Source organism: [Ruminococcus] lactaris ATCC 29176 (assembly GCF_025152405.1).
In the GTDB taxonomy this organism is placed as follows: Bacteria; Bacillota; Clostridia; order Lachnospirales; family Lachnospiraceae; genus Mediterraneibacter; species Mediterraneibacter lactaris.
In genome coordinates this window covers 349,865-372,244 of sequence record NZ_CP102292.1, presented here as the reverse complement: position 1 = coordinate 372,244, position 22,380 = coordinate 349,865, and the positions used below count along the sequence as shown (strand labels likewise).

Annotated in this window: 18 protein-coding genes, 6 tRNA genes and 2 rRNA genes; 2 read left to right on the top strand and 24 right to left on the bottom strand. The window is 43.5% G+C overall.

Annotation, left to right across the window (positions count from 1 at the left end; all coding sequences use genetic code 11):
* Window positions 1-42: 42 nt before the first annotated feature.
* The 20 genes from NQ541_RS01790 to NQ541_RS01695 all read right to left on the bottom strand — a co-directional run bounded on the left by NQ541_RS01790 (window position 43) and on the right by NQ541_RS01695 (window position 17,747).
* Window positions 43-115 (bottom strand) — tRNA-Ala (locus NQ541_RS01790).
* A 55-nt stretch (window positions 116-170) separates the two neighbouring features.
* Window positions 171-244: transfer RNA gene (locus NQ541_RS01785), tRNA-Ile, on the bottom strand.
* A gap of 13 nt (window positions 245-257) precedes the next feature.
* Window positions 258-375, bottom strand: a 5S ribosomal RNA gene (gene rrf, locus NQ541_RS01780).
* A 67-nt stretch (window positions 376-442) separates the two neighbouring features.
* Window positions 443-1,975: ribosomal RNA gene (locus NQ541_RS01775) — 16S ribosomal RNA — on the bottom strand.
* Between the two features lie 457 nt (window positions 1,976-2,432).
* A tRNA-Ser gene (locus tag NQ541_RS01770) sits at window positions 2,433-2,522 on the bottom strand.
* 5 nt (window positions 2,523-2,527) lie between these two features.
* Window positions 2,528-2,613: transfer RNA gene (locus NQ541_RS01765), tRNA-Ser, on the bottom strand.
* A gap of 152 nt (window positions 2,614-2,765) precedes the next feature.
* Window positions 2,766-3,476, bottom strand: a complete 711-nt coding sequence (ispD, locus tag NQ541_RS01760) for a 2-C-methyl-D-erythritol 4-phosphate cytidylyltransferase (protein WP_005609295.1) — start codon at window positions 3,474-3,476, stop codon at window positions 2,766-2,768.
* A gap of 1 nt (window position 3,477) precedes the next feature.
* Window positions 3,478-4,506: a tRNA (adenosine(37)-N6)-threonylcarbamoyltransferase complex transferase subunit TsaD gene (gene tsaD / locus NQ541_RS01755; RefSeq protein ID WP_044939994.1), complete on the bottom strand. Its 1,029-nt coding sequence runs from the start codon at window positions 4,504-4,506 to the stop codon at window positions 3,478-3,480.
* Window positions 4,507-4,519: 13 nt separating this feature from the next.
* Entirely contained in the window at window positions 4,520-5,428 is a 909-nt protein-coding gene (locus NQ541_RS01750; RefSeq protein ID WP_005609300.1) for a ribonuclease Z, read from the bottom strand.
* A 15-nt stretch (window positions 5,429-5,443) separates the two neighbouring features.
* Window positions 5,444-5,677, bottom strand: a complete 234-nt coding sequence (locus NQ541_RS01745; RefSeq protein WP_005609301.1) for a hypothetical protein — start codon at window positions 5,675-5,677, stop codon at window positions 5,444-5,446.
* Between the two features lie 87 nt (window positions 5,678-5,764).
* Window positions 5,765-6,943 (bottom strand): tRNA (adenosine(37)-N6)-threonylcarbamoyltransferase complex dimerization subunit type 1 TsaB, encoded by a 1,179-nt coding sequence (gene tsaB / locus NQ541_RS01740; protein WP_005609303.1) that lies wholly within the window; start codon window positions 6,941-6,943, stop codon window positions 5,765-5,767.
* A complete protein-coding gene (gene tsaE, locus NQ541_RS01735; protein ID WP_005609305.1) occupies window positions 6,940-7,380 on the bottom strand; it encodes a tRNA (adenosine(37)-N6)-threonylcarbamoyltransferase complex ATPase subunit type 1 TsaE in 441 nt (146 codons plus the stop codon). Before tsaE ends, tsaB begins: the two co-directional genes overlap by 4 nt.
* 45 nt (window positions 7,381-7,425) lie before the next feature.
* Window positions 7,426-8,604 carry a phosphoribosylaminoimidazolecarboxamide formyltransferase gene (locus tag NQ541_RS01730; protein ID WP_005609306.1) on the bottom strand — a complete coding sequence of 393 codons (1,179 nt, stop codon included), beginning with the start codon at window positions 8,602-8,604 and terminating at the stop codon, window positions 7,426-7,428.
* A 49-nt stretch (window positions 8,605-8,653) separates the two neighbouring features.
* The gene (locus tag NQ541_RS01725; RefSeq protein ID WP_005609308.1) at window positions 8,654-9,370 is read right to left on the bottom strand and encodes an IMP cyclohydrolase; all 717 of its coding nucleotides are present in this window, start codon (window positions 9,368-9,370) and stop codon (window positions 8,654-8,656) included.
* Between the two features lie 73 nt (window positions 9,371-9,443).
* Window positions 9,444-9,932 carry a CarD family transcriptional regulator gene (locus tag NQ541_RS01720; protein WP_005609310.1) on the bottom strand — a complete coding sequence of 163 codons (489 nt, stop codon included), beginning with the start codon at window positions 9,930-9,932 and terminating at the stop codon, window positions 9,444-9,446.
* A 38-nt stretch (window positions 9,933-9,970) separates the two neighbouring features.
* Window positions 9,971-10,156, bottom strand: a complete 186-nt coding sequence (locus NQ541_RS13085) for a hypothetical protein (RefSeq protein WP_081442916.1) — start codon at window positions 10,154-10,156, stop codon at window positions 9,971-9,973.
* 171 nt (window positions 10,157-10,327) lie between these two features.
* Window positions 10,328-11,884, bottom strand: a complete 1,557-nt coding sequence (locus tag NQ541_RS01710; protein WP_005609312.1) for an ABC-F family ATP-binding cassette domain-containing protein — start codon at window positions 11,882-11,884, stop codon at window positions 10,328-10,330.
* A 33-nt stretch (window positions 11,885-11,917) separates the two neighbouring features.
* On the bottom strand, window positions 11,918-14,119 hold the full coding sequence (locus NQ541_RS01705) for a hypothetical protein (RefSeq protein WP_147644482.1): 2,202 nt from the start codon (window positions 14,117-14,119) through the stop codon (window positions 11,918-11,920).
* Window positions 14,120-14,141: 22 nt separating this feature from the next.
* Window positions 14,142-17,483, bottom strand: a complete 3,342-nt coding sequence (locus NQ541_RS01700; protein ID WP_005609314.1) for a toll/interleukin-1 receptor domain-containing protein — start codon at window positions 17,481-17,483, stop codon at window positions 14,142-14,144.
* 51 nt (window positions 17,484-17,534) lie between these two features.
* On the bottom strand, window positions 17,535-17,747 hold the full coding sequence (locus NQ541_RS01695; RefSeq protein WP_005609315.1) for a helix-turn-helix domain-containing protein: 213 nt from the start codon (window positions 17,745-17,747) through the stop codon (window positions 17,535-17,537).
* Between the two features lie 221 nt (window positions 17,748-17,968).
* Between NQ541_RS01695 and NQ541_RS01690 the strand changes: the two genes are divergently transcribed.
* Together NQ541_RS01690 and NQ541_RS01685 are read left to right on the top strand one after the other, a co-directional pair.
* Window positions 17,969-18,040, top strand: a tRNA-Gln gene (locus NQ541_RS01690).
* A gap of 34 nt (window positions 18,041-18,074) precedes the next feature.
* Window positions 18,075-18,148: transfer RNA gene (locus NQ541_RS01685), tRNA-Pro, on the top strand.
* Between the two features lie 208 nt (window positions 18,149-18,356).
* Here the strand turns inward: NQ541_RS01685 and dapF are convergent.
* From dapF to NQ541_RS01665, 4 genes are all read right to left on the bottom strand, one after another.
* A complete protein-coding gene (dapF, locus tag NQ541_RS01680; protein ID WP_044940049.1) occupies window positions 18,357-19,190 on the bottom strand; it encodes a diaminopimelate epimerase in 834 nt (277 codons plus the stop codon).
* A gap of 62 nt (window positions 19,191-19,252) precedes the next feature.
* Complete coding sequence (locus tag NQ541_RS01675) at window positions 19,253-19,801, bottom strand: ANTAR domain-containing response regulator (protein WP_005609317.1); 549 nt, start codon at window positions 19,799-19,801, stop codon at window positions 19,253-19,255.
* 91 nt (window positions 19,802-19,892) lie between these two features.
* Window positions 19,893-21,227 carry a glutamine synthetase family protein gene (locus NQ541_RS01670; protein ID WP_005609318.1) on the bottom strand — a complete coding sequence of 445 codons (1,335 nt, stop codon included), beginning with the start codon at window positions 21,225-21,227 and terminating at the stop codon, window positions 19,893-19,895.
* A 184-nt stretch (window positions 21,228-21,411) separates the two neighbouring features.
* The gene (locus NQ541_RS01665) at window positions 21,412-22,359 is read right to left on the bottom strand and encodes a TIGR03943 family putative permease subunit (protein ID WP_005609321.1); all 948 of its coding nucleotides are present in this window, start codon (window positions 22,357-22,359) and stop codon (window positions 21,412-21,414) included.
* Window positions 22,360-22,380 lie beyond the last annotated feature (21 nt).

Genomic DNA, 22,380 nt, shown 5'->3' with positions numbered 1-22,380 from the left:
ATGCAGTTTTCAAGGTACACTATTGACTCCTTCCGGAATCAGTGGAGAATACGAGAGTCGAACTCGTGACCTCCTGCTTGCAAGGCAGGCGCTCTCCCAACTGAGCTAATCCCCCATAATACTACTTACACATACTTTCTTTTCTCATTTATAAAGTTTACATAAGTAAGTGGGCTTAAGTGGACTCGAACCACCGACCTCACGCTTATCAGGCGTGCGCTCTAACCAGCTGAGCTATAAGCCCATATTCTTTTTTAATTTGGCGGCCACCTACTCTCCCACACCGTCTCCAGTGCAGTACCATCGGCCGTTCAGGTCTTTACCATCGTGTTCGGGATGGGAACGGGTGTTTCCCCTGAACGCATCGCCACCAAAAACTTTAGGTTACTTGATAACCCAACAATAGACAACAGTAAAATTCCTCTACTTTTTTCTTCCTTAGAAAGGAGGTGATCCAGCCGCACCTTCCGATACGGCTACCTTGTTACGACTTCACCCCAGTTATCGGTCCCACCTTCGGCAGCTCCCTCCTTACGGTTGGGTCACTGACTTCGGGCGTTACTGACTCCCATGGTGTGACGGGCGGTGTGTACAAGACCCGGGAACGTATTCACCGCGACATTCTGATTCGCGATTACTAGCGATTCCAGCTTCATGTAGTCGAGTTGCAGACTACAATCCGAACTGAGACGTTATTTTTGGGATTTGCCCACCCTCGCGGGTTCGCTTCCCTTTGTTTACGCCATTGTAGCACGTGTGTAGCCCTGCTCATAAGGGGCATGATGATTTGACGTCATCCCCACCTTCCTCCAGGTTATCCCTGGCAGTCTCTCCAGAGTGCCCGGCCTTACCGCTGGCTACTGAAGATAGGGGTTGCGCTCGTTGCGGGACTTAACCCAACATCTCACGACACGAGCTGACGACAACCATGCACCACCTGTCACCGGTGTTCCGAAGAAAAGCAGACATTACTCTGCCGTCACCGGGATGTCAAGAGCAGGTAAGGTTCTTCGCGTTGCTTCGAATTAAACCACATGCTCCACCGCTTGTGCGGGTCCCCGTCAATTCCTTTGAGTTTCATTCTTGCGAACGTACTCCCCAGGTGGACTACTTATTGCGTTGGCTGCGGCACCGAATGGCTTTGCCACCCGACACCTAGTAGTCATCGTTTACGGCGTGGACTACCAGGGTATCTAATCCTGTTTGCTCCCCACGCTTTCGAGCCTCAACGTCAGTTACCGTCCAGTAAGCCGCCTTCGCCACTGGTGTTCCTCCTAATATCTACGCATTTCACCGCTACACTAGGAATTCCGCTTACCTCTCCGGCACTCCAGATCAACAGTTTCCAATGCAGTCCCGGGGTTGAGCCCCGGGTTTTCACATCAGACTTGCTGCTCCGTCTACGCTCCCTTTACACCCAGTAAATCCGGATAACGCTTGCCCCCTACGTATTACCGCGGCTGCTGGCACGTAGTTAGCCGGGGCTTCTTAGTCAGGTACCGTCATTTTCTTCCCTGCTGATAGAGCTTTACATACCGAAATACTTCTTCGCTCACGCGGCGTCGCTGCATCAGGGTTTCCCCCATTGTGCAATATTCCCCACTGCTGCCTCCCGTAGGAGTTTGGGCCGTGTCTCAGTCCCAATGTGGCCGGTCACCCTCTCAGGTCGGCTACTGATCGTCGCCTTGGTAGGCCGTTACCCCACCAACTAACTAATCAGACGCGGGTCCATCTCATACCACCGGAGTTTTTACCCCTGCACCATGCGGTGCTGTGGTCTTATGCGGTATTAGCAGTCATTTCTAACTGTTATCCCCCTGTATGAGGCAGGTTACCCACGCGTTACTCACCCGTCCGCCGCTCAGTCACTAAGCTCTTCATCCCGAAGAAATCAAAGCAAAGTGCTTCGCTCGACTTGCATGTGTTAAGCACGCCGCCAGCGTTCATCCTGAGCCAGGATCAAACTCTCGTTAAAAGTGTTTGTATCCAGTTCAGAACCAACTTGCTAGCTAATTCTTCCCTTTTTACTGTTGTTTTGGTTTGTTTCAAACCGTTCTTTGAATTTTTCTCTTAAAGAAATTTTCAAGGGTTGTTGTTGTCTATTGTTCAGTTATCAAGGTTCTTTTCTGCTGTTCTTTTCAAGCGACAGCTTTTATATTTTATCAAAAGCCTTTCTCTTTGTCAAGAACTTTTTTAACTTTTTTCAAAGCTATTTGGTTGCTTTTCAGCAACAAGCTTATTTATATTATCATAAGCTTTTTCATTTGTCAAGATTTTTTTCAATTCTTTTTCTTTGCCGTTTCTCACGAATCAGCCTTAACAGTTTATCATTTTCGCTTTCACTTGTCAAGAACTTTTTCATCCTTTTTCGGCATTTCAGCGTTGTTTTCCAACTGGTGAAAATCCCTTTTCTAAACTCAGTCTTAAACAAACGGAGAAGGAGGGATTTGAACCCTCGCGCCGCTACTAACGACCTACTCCCTTTCCAGGGGAGCCCCTTCGGCCAGCTTGGGTACTTCTCCAAGAGCGGAGAGGGTGGGATTCGAACCCACGCGCCCTTTCGGACAAACGGTTTTCAAGACCGCCTCGTTATGACCACTTCGATACCTCTCCAAGATACCTAATTGCCGATTTCAGCAAACTATTAAGTTGTATCGCATTTGCGACGTTGATTATTCTATCATAGTACTTTACGAAATGTCAACACTTTTTTACTATTTTTTTCGCTATTTTTTTATATTCTTGCAGTTTATTAAAAATATGTATTATTTACCTAAAAAAGCTTCTGCAATCACCAGATCCTCTGGGGTTGTAATCTTAATATTTTCATATTTTCCCGTAAAAACCTGCACTTCATGATTAAGCATCTTCTCTACTACCATCGCATCATCCGTTACCTGGATCCAATTCTGCTTCATCAATTTCCCGTATGCCTTTAAAAGAAGATCTGCTAAAAAAACCTGTGGTGTCTGTATTGCCCACAATGTTGCCCGATCCGGTGTAGACTCCACCCGTTGTCTTTCATTTACAATTTTAATTGTATCTTTCACCGGCATTCCCGCGATACAGGCATCAGACTTGCAGACACACTCATACGCTCTTTCTATGATACCTTCATCTATAAACGGTCTTGCACCATCATGAATATATACATATCCCTTTCTTTTTATTACCTGCAAACCATTCCATACCGAATTGAACCGTTCAGCTCCACCTTCAACAATCCTGCTGACTTTTGTAAAGCCATACTGGTCTACGATCTCTTTCCTGCAATATTCCTGCTCATCTTTTCCTGTAACCAGTATAATCTCATCTATAAACTCCGACTCCTGAAAAGTGCGTAACGAATAAAAAAGGACAGGATGCCCTCCCATAAGTAAATACTGCTTATGTGTAGTTGTTCCCATTCTTTTTCCACTGCCCGCCGCCAGTACGATAGCCGTACAATATGATTTTTCCATTTTATCCTTATTCATCTCAGCGTTCTCCCAATTTCAGGTTCGGAACTGCGTTCAGATCCAGTCCTGCTCTTGCTCCTGAAATATATTCATAGTAAGCTGCTGCCCCGATCATTGCTGCATTATCCGTACAAAGAATCGGAGACGGACGATAGAATTTCATTTTTCTTTTTTCACATGCCTCGATCATTGCCGCACGCAAAGCTGAATTTGAAGCCACTCCGCCTGCGATTGCGAATTTTGAGATCCCCAGTTCTTCTGCTGCTTTCATTGAATTTCCTACCAGCACTTCTACAACTGCTTTCTGGAATGACGCAGCCAGATCCGCCGGATCAAAGCTCTCACCTTTCATTTTACAGCCATTAATATAATTCAGCACTGCTGATTTCAGTCCACTGAAGCTAAAGTCATATTCTGCCCCGTCAACCTTTGCTTTCGGGAATTTCACTGCATCCGGATTTCCTTCTTTTGCAATCCTGTCAATTTTCGGTCCACCCGGATATCCAAGTCCGATTGCACGTGCCACCTTATCATACGCCTCACCCGCCGCATCATCTCTGGTCCGTCCAAGAATTTCATATTTTCCATAATCTTCTACCTTTACAAGGTGCGTATGTCCTCCTGATGCCACCAAACAAAGAAACGGTGGTTCAAGATCCGGATGTTCAATATAGTTTGCTGAAATATGCCCTTCGATATGATGAACTCCGACCAATGGGATTTTTCTCGCCCAGGCAATCGCCTTCGCCGCTGCCACACCAACAAGAAGTGCACCAACAAGACCGGGACCATATGTCACCCCGATCGCATCTATATCATCTAACGTCTTACCGGCTTCTTTCAAAGCCTCTTCTATCACCTGATTAATTTTCTCAATATGCTTTCTTGATGCAATTTCAGGGACAACACCACCATAAAGCTTATGCAGATCAATCTGTGAAGAAATCACATTTGAAAGGACTTCCCTTCCATTCCGTACAACTGCTGCTGCAGTTTCATCACAGGAACTTTCAATCGCCAGTATTGTTACATCTTTACTTTCCTTCATTTTTTCACGCCTCTCATTCTTCAAACATAAGATCTACTGATTTTCCGTCTTTTCCGGCTTTTGCATTTGGGAAAATCTTTCTTACGTCTTCCATATAAGGTTCCGGTCTGGTCAGTGACGGGCTGTAATGCGTAAGCCACAGCTCTTTCACCCGCGTCTCTTTCGCCAGTTCAGCCGCTTCATAAAAGGTCATATGCTTATATTCCACTGCTTTTGCTGCCTTTTCTTTTTCACCGTACATTCCTTCGCAAATGAAGAGATCGGAATCCTTCGCATTCTTCCGTATAGAATCAGTGGGTCTGGTATCTGTCGTATAAGTCAATTTGATTCCCTTCCTCGGCGGTCCAAGAACCATCTCAGGGGTGAAATGTCCTTCCTCTGCATCCACACATTCTCCCCGTTGGAGAACACTCCAGTATTTTTGAGGAATATTCTGTTCTTTCGCTCTTACAGGATCAAATTTTCCTGACCGGTCAATCTCGATGGTATATCCGTAACAAAGCACATTATGGTTTACACGAAATGCCTTCAAACGATATCCATTCATTTCAAAACATTGTTCCGCTCCTTCAATTTCTTTGTAAATGATCGGAAACGGCAGCTCCGGTGCGATGACCCTCAGGCAGCCTACTACCCGCTCAAGTCCCTTAGGCCCTATCAGCGTCAACGGTTCTTTACGGTCCGCATTTCCCATGGTAAGAAGCAGTCCCGGAAGTCCACTGATATGGTCCCCATGATAATGAGTAAAGCAGATCACATCAATCGGTTTAAAACTCCATCCTTTTTCCTTTACAGCAACCTGTGTTCCTTCTCCACAGTCAATCAGGAGACTGCTCCCGTTATAACGGGTCATCAATGCTGTCAGAAAACGATAAGGAAGCGGCATCATGCCTCCGCTTCCAAGTAAACATACATCTAACATATTTTTCCTCTATTCTTATTTTTCAATTTCAGCCGGAATGAGGAACCCCTTCAATAACCGGTCATAACACTCCTCACATAAGTCAAATTGATGATGCTCCCCGTCCTTTTCAGAAAAATAGCCCCAGGTATGCTCCACACAAAGAACTTCTTCCTCCGGTCTTCCATTTATGACACTGATCTCTCTTCCGCACTGATTACAAATGATCTTTGAAATTTCTTTCGTCTTTTTTAATTGATACTGGTGCATACAATCTCCTCCTGCGTAACTGTCATTTTCTTTATCACGCTTTCATTATAGCGAGCGTATGCCTCTATGCCTACTGGAAAGTGATGGTTATCCGCTGATCTGCATACTCATCAACACAGCATCTTCTTCCGGTTCAGTATAAAACCTCTTTCTGATCCCATCCTCTTTAAATCCAATTTTTTCATAAAATGCCTGTGCCATATGATTTTTTTCGCGTACATCAAGAAGGATCTTTCCAGCCTTTCGCTGCGTTCCCTCTTCCTGAAGTTTCTTCATCAGTGCAGTACCTACCCCCTGACGTTTTACTTCTTCCACAACGGCAACTCTTGCAATCTCAATCTCGTCCGCCGCCTGGTATGCAAGCAGATATCCGACCCGTCTTCCGGCCTTCTCTGCCACAAGACAGAGAGCTGTCGGCTGTCTGAGCGTTTCCAGAACCGCTTTTTCACTCCACGCATCTGAAAAACTCTGATGCTCCATCTCTGCTACCGCCGCACCATCTTCTATCGTCATACCACGGACTTCCGGCTTTGCATTTTTTTCTTTTTCTGCACGTTCCCGTTCTGCCTGTGATATCCGCAGGTAATCTGGTTTATGCTCTGCTGCTGTCTCGAATTTACCTTCACGGTAATAGCAGATTCCAAGAGATCCAACCACGGCTGCTCTCTGCCTGTTCATATATGCCGGTGCAAAAGAATACGGAACTTCCATACCCGCTTCTATCATTTCTTCATAGACCGGCACACCATCTCCAAGGAATACAACCGGACGTCCATAACGGTTCAGTTTCCGAATCAGTTCTTCCACCGGAAGTGCCATCTGCTTTTCCATCACCTGAAATTCCGGTTCTTCAAGTCCTTTCCTGCTGTCCTTTCCCTTTACGAAAGTATAAAGACCCGTATATACCTGCTTTCTTCTTGCATCCATAATCGGACAGATCACATCTGTGCATCCATAAACATTATAAGCCAGTGCATCCACAGTCGGTACATGGATCAACGGTTTGTTCAGTGCCAGTCCAAGTCCCTTTGCAGTTGCCGATCCGATCCTCAGTCCTGTAAATGATCCGGGGCCTCCTGCCACCGCGATCGCATCCAGGGTAGAAAGATCCAGATCTACCATTCTTGTCATCTCATCGATCATTGGAAGAAGAGTCTGAGAATGCGTCTTTTTATAATTCACAGTATATTCCGCAATGGTCTGCGTATCTTCAACGATCCCTACGGTCGCAGTTAAACCCGAACTGTCTATTGCCAATACTCTCATACGTTACTCTTCCTTCTTTCCTCTATTGTGATCCTTCGGAAGTCGAATCCCTGTTCCAGATCTTTCTCAATGGTAATGTTCACCCGGTTCTCCGGCAGGATCTCCTCGATCAGATTTGCCCACTCGATCAGTGAGACGCCCTCACCCGACACATATTCATCAAATCCTACTTCATCCATCTCTTCAACATCGCCGATCCGGTAAACATCAAAATGATAAAAGGGCAGACGCCCTCCTTCATATACCTGGACAATCGTAAACGTAGGGCTATTCACCGGCTCTTCAATCCCAAGCCCTTTTGCAAGCCCCTGCGTAAATACGGTTTTTCCCACACCAAGATCTCCGGTCAGGGTAATCACCTGACCGGGATATGCTTTTTCACCAAGACTTTTTCCGACCTGAAATGTCTCTTCAGGACTTCTTGTCTCTATTATCATAGTTTCTGCCTCTTTTCTGTACCCGGAATCTCACGGTCTGCCCGATTAATGATGGAACAGACGAATACCTGTAAATGCCATCGCCATCTGATATTTATTGCATGTTGCGATCACATTATCATCTCTCACAGAGCCGCCCGGCTGTGCAATATATTTTACGCCGCTCTTATTGGCACGTTCGATATTATCTCCAAATGGGAAGAACGCATCAGAGCCAAGTGCTACATCTGTCATCTGATCCAGCCATGCACGCTTCTCTTCTCTTGTAAACACTTCCGGTTTTACCTTAAATGTATTTTCCCATACTCCGTCCGCAAGAATATCCATATATTCCTCTCCAATATAAAGATCAATTGCATTATCACGGTCTGCCCGTCCTATTCCATCCTTAAACTGTAAATCCAGGACTTTTGGATTCTGACGAAGCCACCAGTTATCTGCTTTCTGTCCCGCAAGGCGTGTACAATGGATTCTGGACTGCTGTCCTGCTCCGATTCCGATTGCCTGTCCGTCCTTTACATAGCATACAGAATTAGACTGTGTATATTTTAAAGTGATCATTGAAATCGCAAGATCGATTTTTGCTGCATCCGGAATCACTTTATTCTCAGTCACAACATTGGAGAAGAAATCTTTATCAATATGAAGTTCATTCCTTCCCTGTTCAAAAGTAATTCCGAAGACCTCTTTATGCTCAAGCGGAGCCGGGACATAATCCGGGTCGATCTGAATGATATTATAATTTCCTTTTTTCTTCTGCTTCAGAAGTTCCAGAGCTTCCGGTTCATATCCAGGTGCGATCACTCCATCTGAAACTTCTCTCTTGATCAGTCTTGCCGTATCTACATCACATACATCTGACAAAGAAATGAAATCTCCAAAAGAAGACATTCTGTCCGCACCTCTGGCACGTGCATAAGCACTTGCCAATGGAGAAAGGTCTCCCAGATCATCCACCCAGTAAATTTTTGCCAGGGTCTCTGTCAGCGGAAGTCCTACGGCTGCCCCTGCCGGAGATACGTGCTTAAAAGAAGTAGCTGCCGGAAGGCCGGTTGCCTTTTTAAGCTCTGATACCAGTTGCCATCCATTAAAAGCATCTAAAAAATTAATATAACCTGGTCGTCCGCATAAAACTTTGATCGGCAGTTCACTTCCATCATTCATATAAATTCTTGACGGTTTCTGATTCGGGTTACATCCATATTTCAGTTCTAATTCGTTCATTCTTCTTCTCCATTCTTTCGTGATCTGATCTGTCTGGTTACCGTTCTTTCTATTTCTGATTTTTATTTACGATCTTTGTCTCGTACTTACCTGTCTCAATATCAATATAACGTACAAAAAGAGAAACTTTATTTTCCTGATTCAAACTGTTCCAGAGAAGTTCTGTAAATTCTTCCATACTGTCAGGTACCTGGATCAGCTTCGGCTCTCCTTCAAAACTTGGGAGTGGATCACTATCGCACATATAAGTATGGATAAAATGTCCCTCTCCTGCTGCCGGGTTCTCATAGGCAAATGTATAGCGGTTGCAGCTCTCCGGGTTGCCATTATTACTCTTCAAGATGGACATTGCGTAATTGTATCTTCCATTTTCAATGTGCATCACACCTGAAATACGTGGTGTATAATTTGGAGCATCCGGTTCAAATTCCCTGCTTCTGAGAGACTGCTCAAATGTAAGCTGTCTATCCATTCCTTCGTAGATCGTATCCGTCTGGTCTCCGTTGGTCACGATCGTCTTATTCCCAAGAACTCTTACAGGTGCATAAATGATCAGACTCGGGTCAGTCAGCTTTGACGGATCAAACGCCTGTGTATGAATCCCTTCTCCCTCTTCCACAAATACGCGATTCCGGCTATTTTCACTCCGTCCCATAATGAAATAGGCAGTGACAGCCTTTTTTCCATCAGGGGTCTTTCCGATAATGATCCCTCTTCCCGGATAAGAATTGTTCTTCAGTTCCTGCTCGATCGACAGCATCTTCATTCGTCTTTTCTCCTTTCAGTTTCCAGTAAAAACTTCTCCTAAATTTACATTCAGGAGAAGTATATCATGTGCATTATATTTTCGCAAGATTTGATGTAAGCAGCCTGGACAGCTCTGCTGCCGAAATTCCAAGAACATACTGCATTTCACTGTACAGGGCATGCTCCAGCAGCATCTGATATTTCTTGTCCATACTTGTCATACTGCCACGCCGCTTTGTCCTTGTATAGAGAGTTCTCAGGACTCTCACCCAGTTCTCCGGTTTAAAATCCGAAATACAATCTTTATACTCCTGTTCCCGGAACTTTTCATTTTTTACGCTCAGCACTTCGATCTTATCTACGCAGTCCAGTAAATGCTTTGCCTCTTCAAAGCTCACCGGCCGACGGATATTTTTTTCATCATCTGTAGGTACATAAGCCTTATCCTTTGCATCTTCTATGGACTGTAACGTATAATACTTCTTTTTACTGTCCGCAAATGAAAAATCCAGCGTACCAATTTCTTCCACTTTATACATTCCTCTGCATTTATAAACTACCGCATCTCCTCTGCTGAGCATTTCAAATCCTCCTTTTCCTGAATCTTATGATGTCAGGGTCAAAAGGTCTGAAACCACGTGTGCTTGCACACTGGTGGTAAAATGACCTTGAGACCCGCCCCGATATGAGCATAAAAGTGGGGCGTAAACGCCATGATATGCGAATAGCGGGTAGGATTGTGGGAGTGCGTAGCACGAAACAATCCGTTGGCATCATTGTTGGGGGCTTTTGACCCCAACATCATCTTATACTTCAATTATTGCCAATAATACAGAGACCTTTCATTCATATTCTCTATTAACAGACTATCCTTGTATATTTTATCATTATTTCAGGTTAAATTTAAGGATTTTTCTAATTTTCAAACATTTTCGTTATTTTTCTACAATTAACTCATATTTGCATTTGTGCAATTTTAGAAGATTTTGGTCGTCCACTGGCTCATATCCCAGACTTCATCCACCACATCCTCATAAAACTCCGGTTCATGACAGATCAGAAGGATGCTTCCCCGGTATTCCTGCAAAGCTTTCTTCAGAGAATCTTTTGCATCAACATCCAGATGGTTCGTCGGTTCATCCAGCAGAAGAAGATTCGTATCCCGGTTCAAAAGCTTGCACAGGCGTACCTTTGCCTGCTCGCCACCACTCAGGACCCTGACCTGACTTTCTATGTGCTTTGTCGTCAGTCCACATTTTGCCAGTGCAGAGCGGATTTCATACTGGGTACAGGACGGAAACTCCTGCCACAGCTCTTCTATACATGTATTTTTATTTTCACCTTTTACTTCCTGTTCAAAGTAACCGACCTCCAGATTATCTCCAAGTTCACAGTTCCCTTCCAGTGCCGGGATCAGCCCCAGGATACTTTTCAGCAATGTCGTCTTCCCGATTCCGTTCGTTCCAACCAGTGCGACCTTCTGTCCTCGTTCCATAGAGAAATTCAGAGGTTTTGACAGCGGCTCGTCATATCCCGTCACAAGATCCTTTGTCTCGAAGAGCATTTTTCCCGGAGTTCTTCCATACCGGAAATGAAATTCCGGCTTTGGCCGTTCCCCTGCCAATTCGATCAGATCCATCTTGTCCAGCTTTTTTTGTCTGGACATCGCCATATTTCTTGTAGAAACTCTCGCTTTATTTCTTGCCACGAAATCTTTCAGTTCACTGATCTCCTGCTGTTGTCTGCGGTATGCTGCCTCCAGTTGTGCTTTTTTCACAGCATAAACTTCCTGGAAATGATTGTAATCTCCCACGTAACGGTTCAATTCCTGATTTTCCATATGATAAATGATATTAACCACTTCATTTAGGAACGGAATATCATGTGAAATCAGGATAAATGCGTTTTCATAATCTAAAAGATATCTTTTCAGCCATGCAATATGCTCTTCATCCAGATAATTCGTTGGCTCGTCCAGCAAAAGAATGTCCGGCTTTTCCAACAGGAGTTTTGCCAGCAGTACTTTGGTTCGCTGTCCACCACTCAGATCAGTTACATCCCGGTCCAGGCCAAGATCAAGAAGTCCTAAGGCTCTTGCAACCTCTTCCACTTTTGCATCAATGGTATAAAAATCATGCAACGTCAGCTCATCCTGTATCGTTCCCAGTTCTTCCATCAGAAGATTCATTTCTTCCTCATCTGCAGTTCCTAACAGATCGCAGATCTCGTTCATTCTTATTTCTTTTTGCAGAAGCGGGTCAAAAGCTGATTTCAGAACTTCCCTGATCGTCATCCCCTGCTTTAACACGGCATGCTGATCCAGATACCCTGCATGGACATTCTTCGACCACTCTACCTTTCCCTCATCCGGCATAAGCTTTCCCGTGACAATATTCATAAAAGTGGACTTTCCTTCTCCATTTGCTCCGACCAGCCCGATATGCTCTCCCTTCAACAGACGGAATGACACGTCTGTGAAGATTGCCCTGTCTCCAAAACCGTGCGTCAGATGTTCAACATTTAGTATACTCATTCAAGACTCCCTTCTATTTTCTTCTTTCATTATTTACAGACTAATTTTCCCATTTCTGCACCGCATCATTTCATATTGCAATGCCAGCCTTTTCTCCAAACTCATTTTGGCTTCCTCTCTCTTTAAAATTTCTGTATCGTACTGCAGGATTTCTCCAAGATCTGCGATGATCCATTCATTTGCCTGAACCACTCTTCCATTGAGAACAATCCCTTCTTCACCGCACCATTCCCCGGAAACTATTTCGCCAATATGATCGACTACTTCCTCGTCAGATTCTACATAACGCGGTTCATATTCAAGCCCTAATTTCTTATTCACTTGAACAATCATATCATCTACCTGCTGAAGTGTTGCAATCTGTGGATCATCACTTTCCAGCGGAATCAGAGCCGGATGCAGTTTATCTGGATAATTCTGATTTTTGAATACCTGACAATACTGTTCGTAACATTCCCTGATGTCATCTATATTTTTGCCACCTTCTGTTGCAAGACTCCAGCCCTCTGCCCGGACATACGCCATCCAGCGATCATGCTCCAGACTATAACAGGTTTTTCTTATATTTTCGGTTCTTTCTTCATAGTTTACCGGATGGACAAATTTTTGAAACAGTTTCTTTTCACACTCATTTTCAGGTACTCTTATAATTCCAAGTCCCATTTCCCAAAGCTTTGAACTAATATGCATTCCACCTGCAATACTCGACCTGCGATTATACTGTCTGCTATAATAACCTTTTATTACTTCTCTTCGAGTTTCCCGGTTATCTTCTTTCTTCAGTCTGCAGTAATGTGCATGAATACCCAGTCCAAGATATTCGATCAATAATGCTTCACTGCCTTGCTGACTTTGATAGATTCCACCATTTCCGAAAGGTACAATATCATAATAATATTTTTCTTTTGTCCTGGTTGTCTCATTCAGATTCCGGATTGCTTCTCTTTTCTTTCTACTCTCCACATAAACGCTGATCACCGGCTGAACCTTTTTATATCTGCGATAAAAATATCCCCGAAGGGCCAGTGCCGCCCTGAGACTTTTTTCATCTTCACCAAGAGATACCATACAATAGTTGATATCTTTCAGTTCATTCAGATACAGCTCTATTTTTTTACTGAAAATATTTCCCTTATGGATGTCAATCTGATAATCAGAATCTTCCTGCAGCAGTTCCGGGCATCTTGCACTTAATGATTTTCTCCGAAGATTTCCTTTCAGATCAATCATATAAATCTCAAGATCCAAACTCTTCATCTGTCCCATCCATACCGTAGCTTTTAAAAATTCTGTACCGATTTTCCCACCTCCGACGATCAGAACGGACAACTTTCCATTTTCCTCTGTACTGTTCTGATTTGCATAGAGTGGATAACGATATAAATGCTCATAGACAGAATCCCTGATCTCATCGATCAAAATTACTCTGAGATTTCTTTTATCTTTTGCATCCAGCAAAATTTCCTTTTCATCTCCTGAAGCAAAGCAGTAAATGGTAATATTCTGTTCCGTAGCCCCATATTTTTTGAGATTCTTTTCGGTCATCCGGTCAATCATTGCTAACGTGCAATCCAGGTTTTTTTCTTCATCATCCGAGATCTGAAAATAGGTAAGATACCTTTTTTTATTCTTCAGATGCAACCGGGAGGCCTCCTGTGGGACAAGAATCGCACCGATCACTCTTGCCTTTTCTTCCAGCTCTACATTTTCATCATCTTTGGCATTTGAATTACAAAATAAAATCGCAGATTTCTTTTTTTCATCCTTTTCCACGAGATTTGTGGCAACTTCAAGTGACTTCTCTGTTAGATCTGAAAAGATGTAAAGATTTTTTCTGCTACTGAAAAAAATTCTCAGCCTCTCAAAAAAGTTAGAAAAATACCGCAGCACTACGCTCAATGTAAAGACCGGGCCAAGCAAATATAATATGCATACGACAATTTTATAAGGAATATAAATACTCCCAAGAGCATCTTGCTGCAAGACATCCAGAATATCCGACGTTCCCGTATCAATCACAAACATTCTGATGCTCTGTGAAATGCTCATCGCCAGTGCAAATCCATCATTTTCAGTCAGATGCATGACCGGAAAGCAGATGGATACTGCAGACAGGAAAACTCCACCGCCTAAATATCTCACTCCGCCTTTTCCATGATATCGCTTATAAAAGAACATCACTGCCCCTGCTGCCAGAAAGATCAGTGACATTGCAAAGCAAATTTTCCAGATCATCTCTTTTTCCTCATTCTCTCTTTTATTCCGAAATAAAGTAGCGGTTTTTATCTGCATCACTCAGACTTTTACCGGCCATTTCTTTCTCCGCACGCTTCCTCAATTCACTGAAACTATAAAATGGGCTATACCATCCCTCACCGGAAGCCACACAAATTTCTTTGCCCGTATAATCCGCATACCCTGCCGGAATATATGCATACTTATAAAATTTTCCTTCTTTATCAATCGAATACAGCATCAGTTCGGAAGTATAAAATCCCTCATCACCAAGTGTATATCCATAAAATCCGACTCCGAAATACCATCCACTTCCATTTGTATATAAACTTTCAATTGATGTTTTACTGTCGTATTCTTCCTTCATCAGTATTTTTCCTTCGGAAATATCCCACAATGTAATCATTTCTGAGTCATCATATGTGACCAGATACTGATTATTTGCACAGAATCCCATCTGGATCTTTTTATAATTTCCACACTTGAGTGTCTGGGCTTCTGTTCCTTTTTCCAGATCAAATACATGAATCATTCCATCCTGAGTATAAGTTGCCAGCAAATTCTTTTCTGCACCGATCGACATACTATTCCTCTTATCTCTCGCATCTAAAACCAGAAGTTCTGTCTGTCCGTCATAAGACTCCCATTTTTCCTTTTCCACATTCCAGACTTTCAGGCAATATGTATCATCCTTATTATCTATGTGAAAAAGCACATACCTGTCGTCTGCGGTTATAGAAACCCAATTAACCCCCCGACCCTCTTCTGTCACTTGATGGGACTTTGCCTTTTTGCTAAACTGAATCCCTTTTTCTGTCAGACTTCCCGTCATGAAACTTATTTCTTTATTAGCTGCCGTAAAATCTTCATTACCATACATGACTGCAAGACCTTTATTTCCAACCTCTACTGCTGATACAGAATCAAACTGATTTTCGACCTCGTCTTCCGTCTGCTCGGAACAGATTTTTCCACTGTTAAGATCTGCTGTCACATATTTGGATTCATACCTTTTTCCCAACTCATTGCTTTCATATTTTTCTATTACTTTAAACGACAGCCCCGGATTTCCATCTATATCAGAGAATTTCACTTCCGAAATCATTCCGCCTGCGGTCTTACACTCATACTGAAAAATAAGATCCGATGTCCCTGTTCTGTATACTCTGACTCCTTCTTTTAAATCTGTCTGCAAACCGTTATATTCAATGATGCGATAATTTTGTTCTTTTCCCTTCTGATCTGTCCATGTAGTGTATTTCACAGAATCCACATCATTTTCTTTTTCCAGATTTACCGACTTCATCTGTTGATCTGTCTGCTTTTCCCCAAAAACAAGCCTTTTTCCAGATTTCATTGTCCAGATGACCTGCTGATGCTCCGGACTGAATGTGAAATCTAATATTTTTCCCGAAACACTGCCAACTTCCATATTGGCTGACATATCTTCGACTGTTCCAATCATCACACTTCCATCTGACAGACCCACGAGCAATCTTCTCTTATCTGCCTGGACAACATTTACAATATCTTCCCGGAAGATTCCTTCCCGTATTACAGTACCGTTCTCTGCATCAATGAGCTGAATCCTGTCTTTCACACTGACAACCAGCACTTTTTTAAGTTCCCCATTAATTTCCATGTCCCGAAGCAAAAGCGTTTCCGGTATGGTATAACCCGAAACAGTATACGGCACACTACTCCACTGCTTTTTTCCCTCCTCTGTATCATATAAAGTAATCCAGTACTTTGCCTGGACAGCACTCATTCCACCATGATCAATTACCTCATCCTCATTGATGCATTCCATATGCAGCACAGCCATCTGGTTTTCACTTACTGCACATATCTTTTTCGCTTTTTCTGTTGCGACCCGAGATTTTTCTCCTGTAGAAATCCGGATTTTCAACACACTCTCTTTGCTTTCTGATGCAGAAGGCTCAGCATATTCCAATTCTTTTCCCAACGCAAGAAATACATTTTCTGCCTTTTCATCAAACGCAATCGCATTCGCCTGATCTGAACTATATTTCTCCTGGTCATACTGACTCTGGAGCTGACATTCTCCACTCTCCAGGTCATACACCCACAAATAGTGTCCGTTGGCAATCGCCAGATTCGTTCCCGATACAGTGCAGCATGCCCCGTCCCGATCCCGTTCGGACAAGAAATCTTCTTCGGCGTCATTTTTCATCTCTCTTATCAGTTGCTGCTTTTTCCAGTCAATATAAAAAATGCCTTTCTTTGTAATCAATACTGCCTTCTCGTCTTTTACAGGAAGAATCTTCCGAAATCCATTCGTCTCTTTTGTCTCCCATTCACCCGGAGCAATCTTCCAGATACAGCTTCCATCCTCTACATTCAGCACATAGGCATTGCCAAGCTGATCCACACAGAAATAAGTTTGTCCGTCCTCACTCAGCATTCCCGAACTCTGTGACTGTGAAGAATAAGTATTTCCACTCATTTCATATTTATACAACGGTTTGTAATTGAGGTGCTCCTCATGCTCGTAAGAATGCAGTGCTTCATTCAATGCATACATCTGCTCTTCTGCTACCGGTTCATCTGAATCGGAGTCTTCAGGCACAACTGCAAGTGCTGTCAGCAGGGCATTTTCTCTGTCTCCTCCATCTAAAAGATCGGTTGAAATCTGTGAAAGATATCTGGCCTGATTTCTTCTGGATTCCTGATAACGTTCATTGATCTTTGCGGACTGGTGAAATGCATATATCGTAAAAACCACTGCCACACCGGCAACACCACCCAGAACCGCCATCATTCTGTGAAGTGCATATTCCCTGTGCCGCTGTCGCAATGTATCATAAGTACACCCCAGCATCTTTGCCAGAATCCTGAGGCTTTCCTGCTCGATCTTCTTTTTGATCTCACTCTTATCTTTCCCCCTGATATCTGCAGCCATCGGTTCAATTTTGACCTTTACCGTCTGCTCCGTTCCATCTTCCGATTCTACCTTTCTTTCTTCATAACAGAGAACTTCCGGAAATACTTTCTCCGGTTCTCCCTCTAACAAAACGGTCAGAACCTGCTCTTTGCTATGACTTTTCAGGAATGTCTCCACTTCTCTTTGAACCCACTCTGATTTGATCGAATTGGGGGAACACATCAGGATCAAAAATTCTGACTGATCCAGTGCTTCCTGAATATTACTGGCAAGGTTAAAAGAAATCGGCATTTCCTCCCGATCCCGAAATACTCTTTCAATCTTCTTTTTTCCCGAACTCTGCTGTATTCTTTTGGGAATATGATAATGTTCTAATGTCTTATGAAGCTGTTCTGCCGCAAAAGCATCCTTTTCATTATGACTATAGCTGATAAACGCGTCATATGTATACTTCTTCATAAATATCTCCCTTCAGATATGCCCATATCTTTTATAGCCCGTCAGCCATTGCTACTCTTCAATGTCTTCTTTTCCAAGCTTTTTGATCAGTTCTTCATACTTTAACTGATATGCAATCAGACGCGGGATGTATTCCGGCGGTGTCCTTTTTCCTTTTTCCCAGTCCTCTACTGTCCGTACCGGAATCCCCAGATGATCCGAAAATGCCTTTCTCGTCATTCCGGTCTTATCTCTCAATCCTTTAATAATCTCTGCTGCCTCCATATCCTATGCCTCCCTTTTCTTTTAAGAATATCATATTCCCCCACTAAATGTAAAACCCTGTGCTATTTCCTTTGAATAATTTTCTGAATTTTCTGATTTTTAAGCTTTTTTCTCCAAAAATTCTAACGTGATTTTTTCAAAAAAGGGGTTGCATTTTTCTGATAGTCTGATATAATAACCTTGTTGCGTCGGACAAGACAAGACGAAATAAACTAAGATGATGCGGAATGGTGTAATTGGCAGCACAGCAGACTCTGACTCTGTTAGTAGGGGTTCAAGTCCCTTTTCCGTAGCTGGGAATTTGCAGTTGCAAGTTCCCTATTTTATCGGAGTGTGGCTCAGCTTGGTAGAGCGCTACGTTCGGGACGTAGAGGTCGCAGGTTCGAATCCTGTCACTCCGATGTCAAAGGATTACAGATTTCTGTAGTCCTTTTTCTTTGCTCCGAAACATTCAGCAGATTTCTCCCGTCCCTATGACAAATTTTTAATCCATCTTTTTCGTCTGCCTGGTAAATCTCATCTCATACGAGCCTGCAGGGGTATGTGCAACAAAAAGAAGTATCTTTCAGAACTTTTTGCATCCTGAAAGATACTTCTCTTTTTCTCTTTTTATTCTTCCCATACTCCGTCAAAAACTACTTTCGCCGGACCAGTCATAAAGACTTTATTTTTCTCACGATCCCACTCAATTTCCAGATCTCCTCCGAGAAGCTTTACTGTAACTTTCTCTTCTGTCAACCCGTTCAGAATACAGGCAACGGCTGTTGCACAGGCTCCGGTTCCGCATGCCAGTGTCTCTCCTGATCCGCGTTCCCACACCCGCATCTCTACAGTATTCCGATCAAGTACTTTTACAAACTCTGTATTCACGCGGTTTGGAAATCTTTCATGCTTTTCAAATAATGGACCAATTTTTTCAATCGGAAGATTCTTCACATCATCCACATACACGATCGCATGCGGATTTCCCATGGAAATGCAGGTCATCCGGTACTCTGTCCCGTCCACAACGATCGGCTCATCTACTGCACGTTCTCCTTCCGCTACCACAGGGATCTCTGCCGGTGTGAGAATCGGACTTCCCATATCAACCTTTACTTTTGCGACCTTTCCATTTTCTATGAAAAACTGTAGATATTTAATCCCGGCAAGCGTCTCTACGGAAATTGCCTCCTTATCTGTCAGCCCATAATCATACATATATTTTCCAACACAACGGATTCCATTTCCACACATCTCTCCGCGTGAACCATCCGCATTATACATTTCCATCTCACAATCTGCCACTTTCGATGGGTTGATCAGGATCAGACCATCCGATCCGACCCCGAAATGGCGGTCACTGATCCTGACCGCCAGTGCTGATGGATCTTCTATCTTTTCTTTAAAGCAATTTACATATACATAATCATTTCCCAGTCCCTGCATTTTTGTAAATTTCATCTTTTTCTCCATTCCGCTGCCTGTTGCAGCCTTTTAAGTATCTTTTCAGTTTAAGACGTATCCTACTCATTCAGGATCGTCAGGATCATCTGTGCAGTCTCCGTCAGATTGGTTCCACTGTCCATACTGCTTTTCTGCAAGTACCGGTGTGCTTCATCCTCAGACATATTATTTCGTTCCATCAGTAATGCTTTCGCCTGGTCAACCAGCTTCTTTTCTGCATCATTTCTTTTCCGGCTTCTTTCTTTCCGCTTCTTTCTTTCTCTTTCCTGTGACTGCTGAAGCATTTCCACTGTACTGACAAGATCGTAGACCTTGATCGGCAGTGGCAGTCCCACAACACCCTCCGGCAGTTCATCCATCCATTTTGATGGGGGTGCGACCAGAAGCATATCAAATGAAAACGGCAGTGCTTCCCTTAGTTCCGTATATTGCATATCCTGAAGATGATATCCACATACCACGATTCCATCGCTCCAGTTATCCACATATTGCAGAACTTTTGCACCGGTCAGACAAACCGCAGATACTTCCATCCCCGCACGTACAAGTACATTACGGATATTTACTGCGTTATCTCTTCTCGGAAATACCACAATAATATGGCTCATATCTGCTCACCTCCAGTTGCCTTTTTGATCCTCTCTTCACACCATCTTAAAAATTGACATTCAAAGTTCAATTTCCTGCGTTGTATCTGTCCTACAGTCTGTGGAGATAATGTGCGATCTCCCAGTCAGTCACCTGCATACAGTACTCCTTATATTCTTTCTTGTTGGCCTTGATGATCTTCTTAGCCAGTTCTCCCCCCAATACATCGATCAGAAACTGATCTTTCTCCAGTTCCGCCGTGGCATCCCCAAGATTTCTCGGGAGTTCTTCCACATGAAGTTCATCTCTTCTTTCCTGCGTCATCTTCTGGATATTCTCATCTATATTCGCAGGAGGCATAATTTTATTCTTAATTCCGTCAAGTCCTGCTTTCAGAAGAACTGCCAGTGCCAGATACGGATTTGCCGTTGCATCCGGACTTCGCAGCTCCAGCCTGGATTTTCTTTCTTTATCTGCCGATACACGAATCAATGGTCCTCTTGTCTTTGCCGACCATCCCATATATACCGGTGCTTCATATCCCGGCACAAAACGCTTGTAAGAATTTACTGTCGGATTTGTGATACACGTGATCGCCTTCATATGCTTCATCAGACCACCGATAAAATAGTATCCTTCTTCACTCAGACCATTTACGTCCTCCGCATTATAGAGGACATTCATTCCATCTCTTCCATAAAGGGAAAGATTGATATGCATTCCCGAACCGTAGGTCTCACTCTTTGGCTTTGGCATAAACGTAGCATGCAGTCCATGTCTTTTTGCAATGGTCTTAACCACCATCTTAAATGTCATCAGATTATCTGCCGTAACCATCGCCTCATCATAATGAAAGTCTATTTCATGCTGAGCCGGTGCGATCTCATGGTGAGAAGAAATGATCTCAAATCCCATTTCCGCCAGTGTAAGGATCATATCTCTCCTTGCATTTTCTCCCAGATCCAATGGCCCGATATCAAAATATCCGCCTTTTTCATGAGTAACTGTTGTCGGCAGTCCATCTTCATCTGTATGAAACAGAAAGAACTCACACTCCGGTCCGACATTCATGGAATATCCCATCTCTTCCGCTTCGGCAACTGCTTTCCGCAGAACATAACGTGGATCCCCTTCATACGGAGTTCCATCTTTACGATAGACATCACAGATCAGTCTTGCTACTTTTCCCTGCTGCGGCCGCCACGGGAAAATCTCAAAGGTACTCAGATCCGGATACAGATACATATCGCAATCCTCTTCTCCTTCGATTCCCTCCAGCGACGACACATCAAACATACATTTATTATTCAGTGCTTTTTCAAGCTGTCCTACTGTTACAGCCATATTCTTCAACGTTCCAAAAATATCTGTAAACTGCAGACGGATAAAGGCAACATCTTCTTCCTCCACAATACGGATGATGTCTTCCCTTGTATAGTTATGCATATAACAACCTCCTTTTTCATACCGTTTCCAGTTTTTTCATCCTAATACAGAAAATCTGCCATCAGCAGCTCCCCACGCACTCCGGTATATATTGATAAAGGGCGATCTCCACCCATACTGGAAACGCCCTTGTCTCTGTGCCTTATTATATCGGCTTGATTTTCTCTTGTCAATCAACCTTTTTCTAGTTAAAATATACCATTTCTTCGATCGGTTCTGCCGGTTCAATATTCTCCGCATCCAATACCGGACCCTCGCCTCTGTATACAGAGAGATTTTTAAAGCTGACTTTTGCTCTTACTTTTACCCAGTCACCCGGTTTCAGCTTTGGTGCGTATGGACTTCTGCAGACATAACCAAGGAAAGAGGTATCATCTGCACAACAGGTCATTGCTGTACGTCCCGGAAGAAATACCTTTGACGGAAAAGCCCGTGGCTTCATCACCTTTGCCACAAACTCTACTACTTTTCCCTTATACCGGTCTGGATTTTCCATCATATCCACATACCAGATTCCATAGTCTTCCCTGCGGATCTCAATCACCGGAGCATTTAAATCATACGGAACCTCATCCTCAAAAATATTGTCGACTTCTCCGTTCTCATCTTCAAAAATAACTTCTGCCTGTGGGCTGACCACCTTGACACTTCTTCTGTATCCCGCCAGCGGACCTCTGTCCTCACAGCGGTTAAAAAGAACCAGTTCCGCCCCTTTTACCATTTCAACAAATAATGGCTTCAGATTTGTAAGGTACATCTGAAAAGTACTTGCATCAACCGTTGCGATCTTCTGTTCGATCTTCCAGCCTGCCGGAAGTGCCAGTTTCTCAAAATCACTGACCGGCCACATACCATTGTATTCAACTACAACTCTCTCCGGTTTATGCTTCCGGTTCATCTCCTCAAGCCATGCTTCTGTCAGGTCCTCTTTATCTTCCACTTTTTCGATCACAACACCATACTTCAGCATTTCCTTTGGATCATACTCTTCCTCTCCTTCCTCACAGAGGATCAGAAGCGTCTTCCCCTGGATCTGAAAATAATCCTGCTCCAACGTAAATGTCAGAAACTGGGTCTTTCCGCTGTCCAGGAATCCTGTCATCAGATATACCATAACATCCGATTGTCTCATTTTTCTTTCTCACTTTCTTTT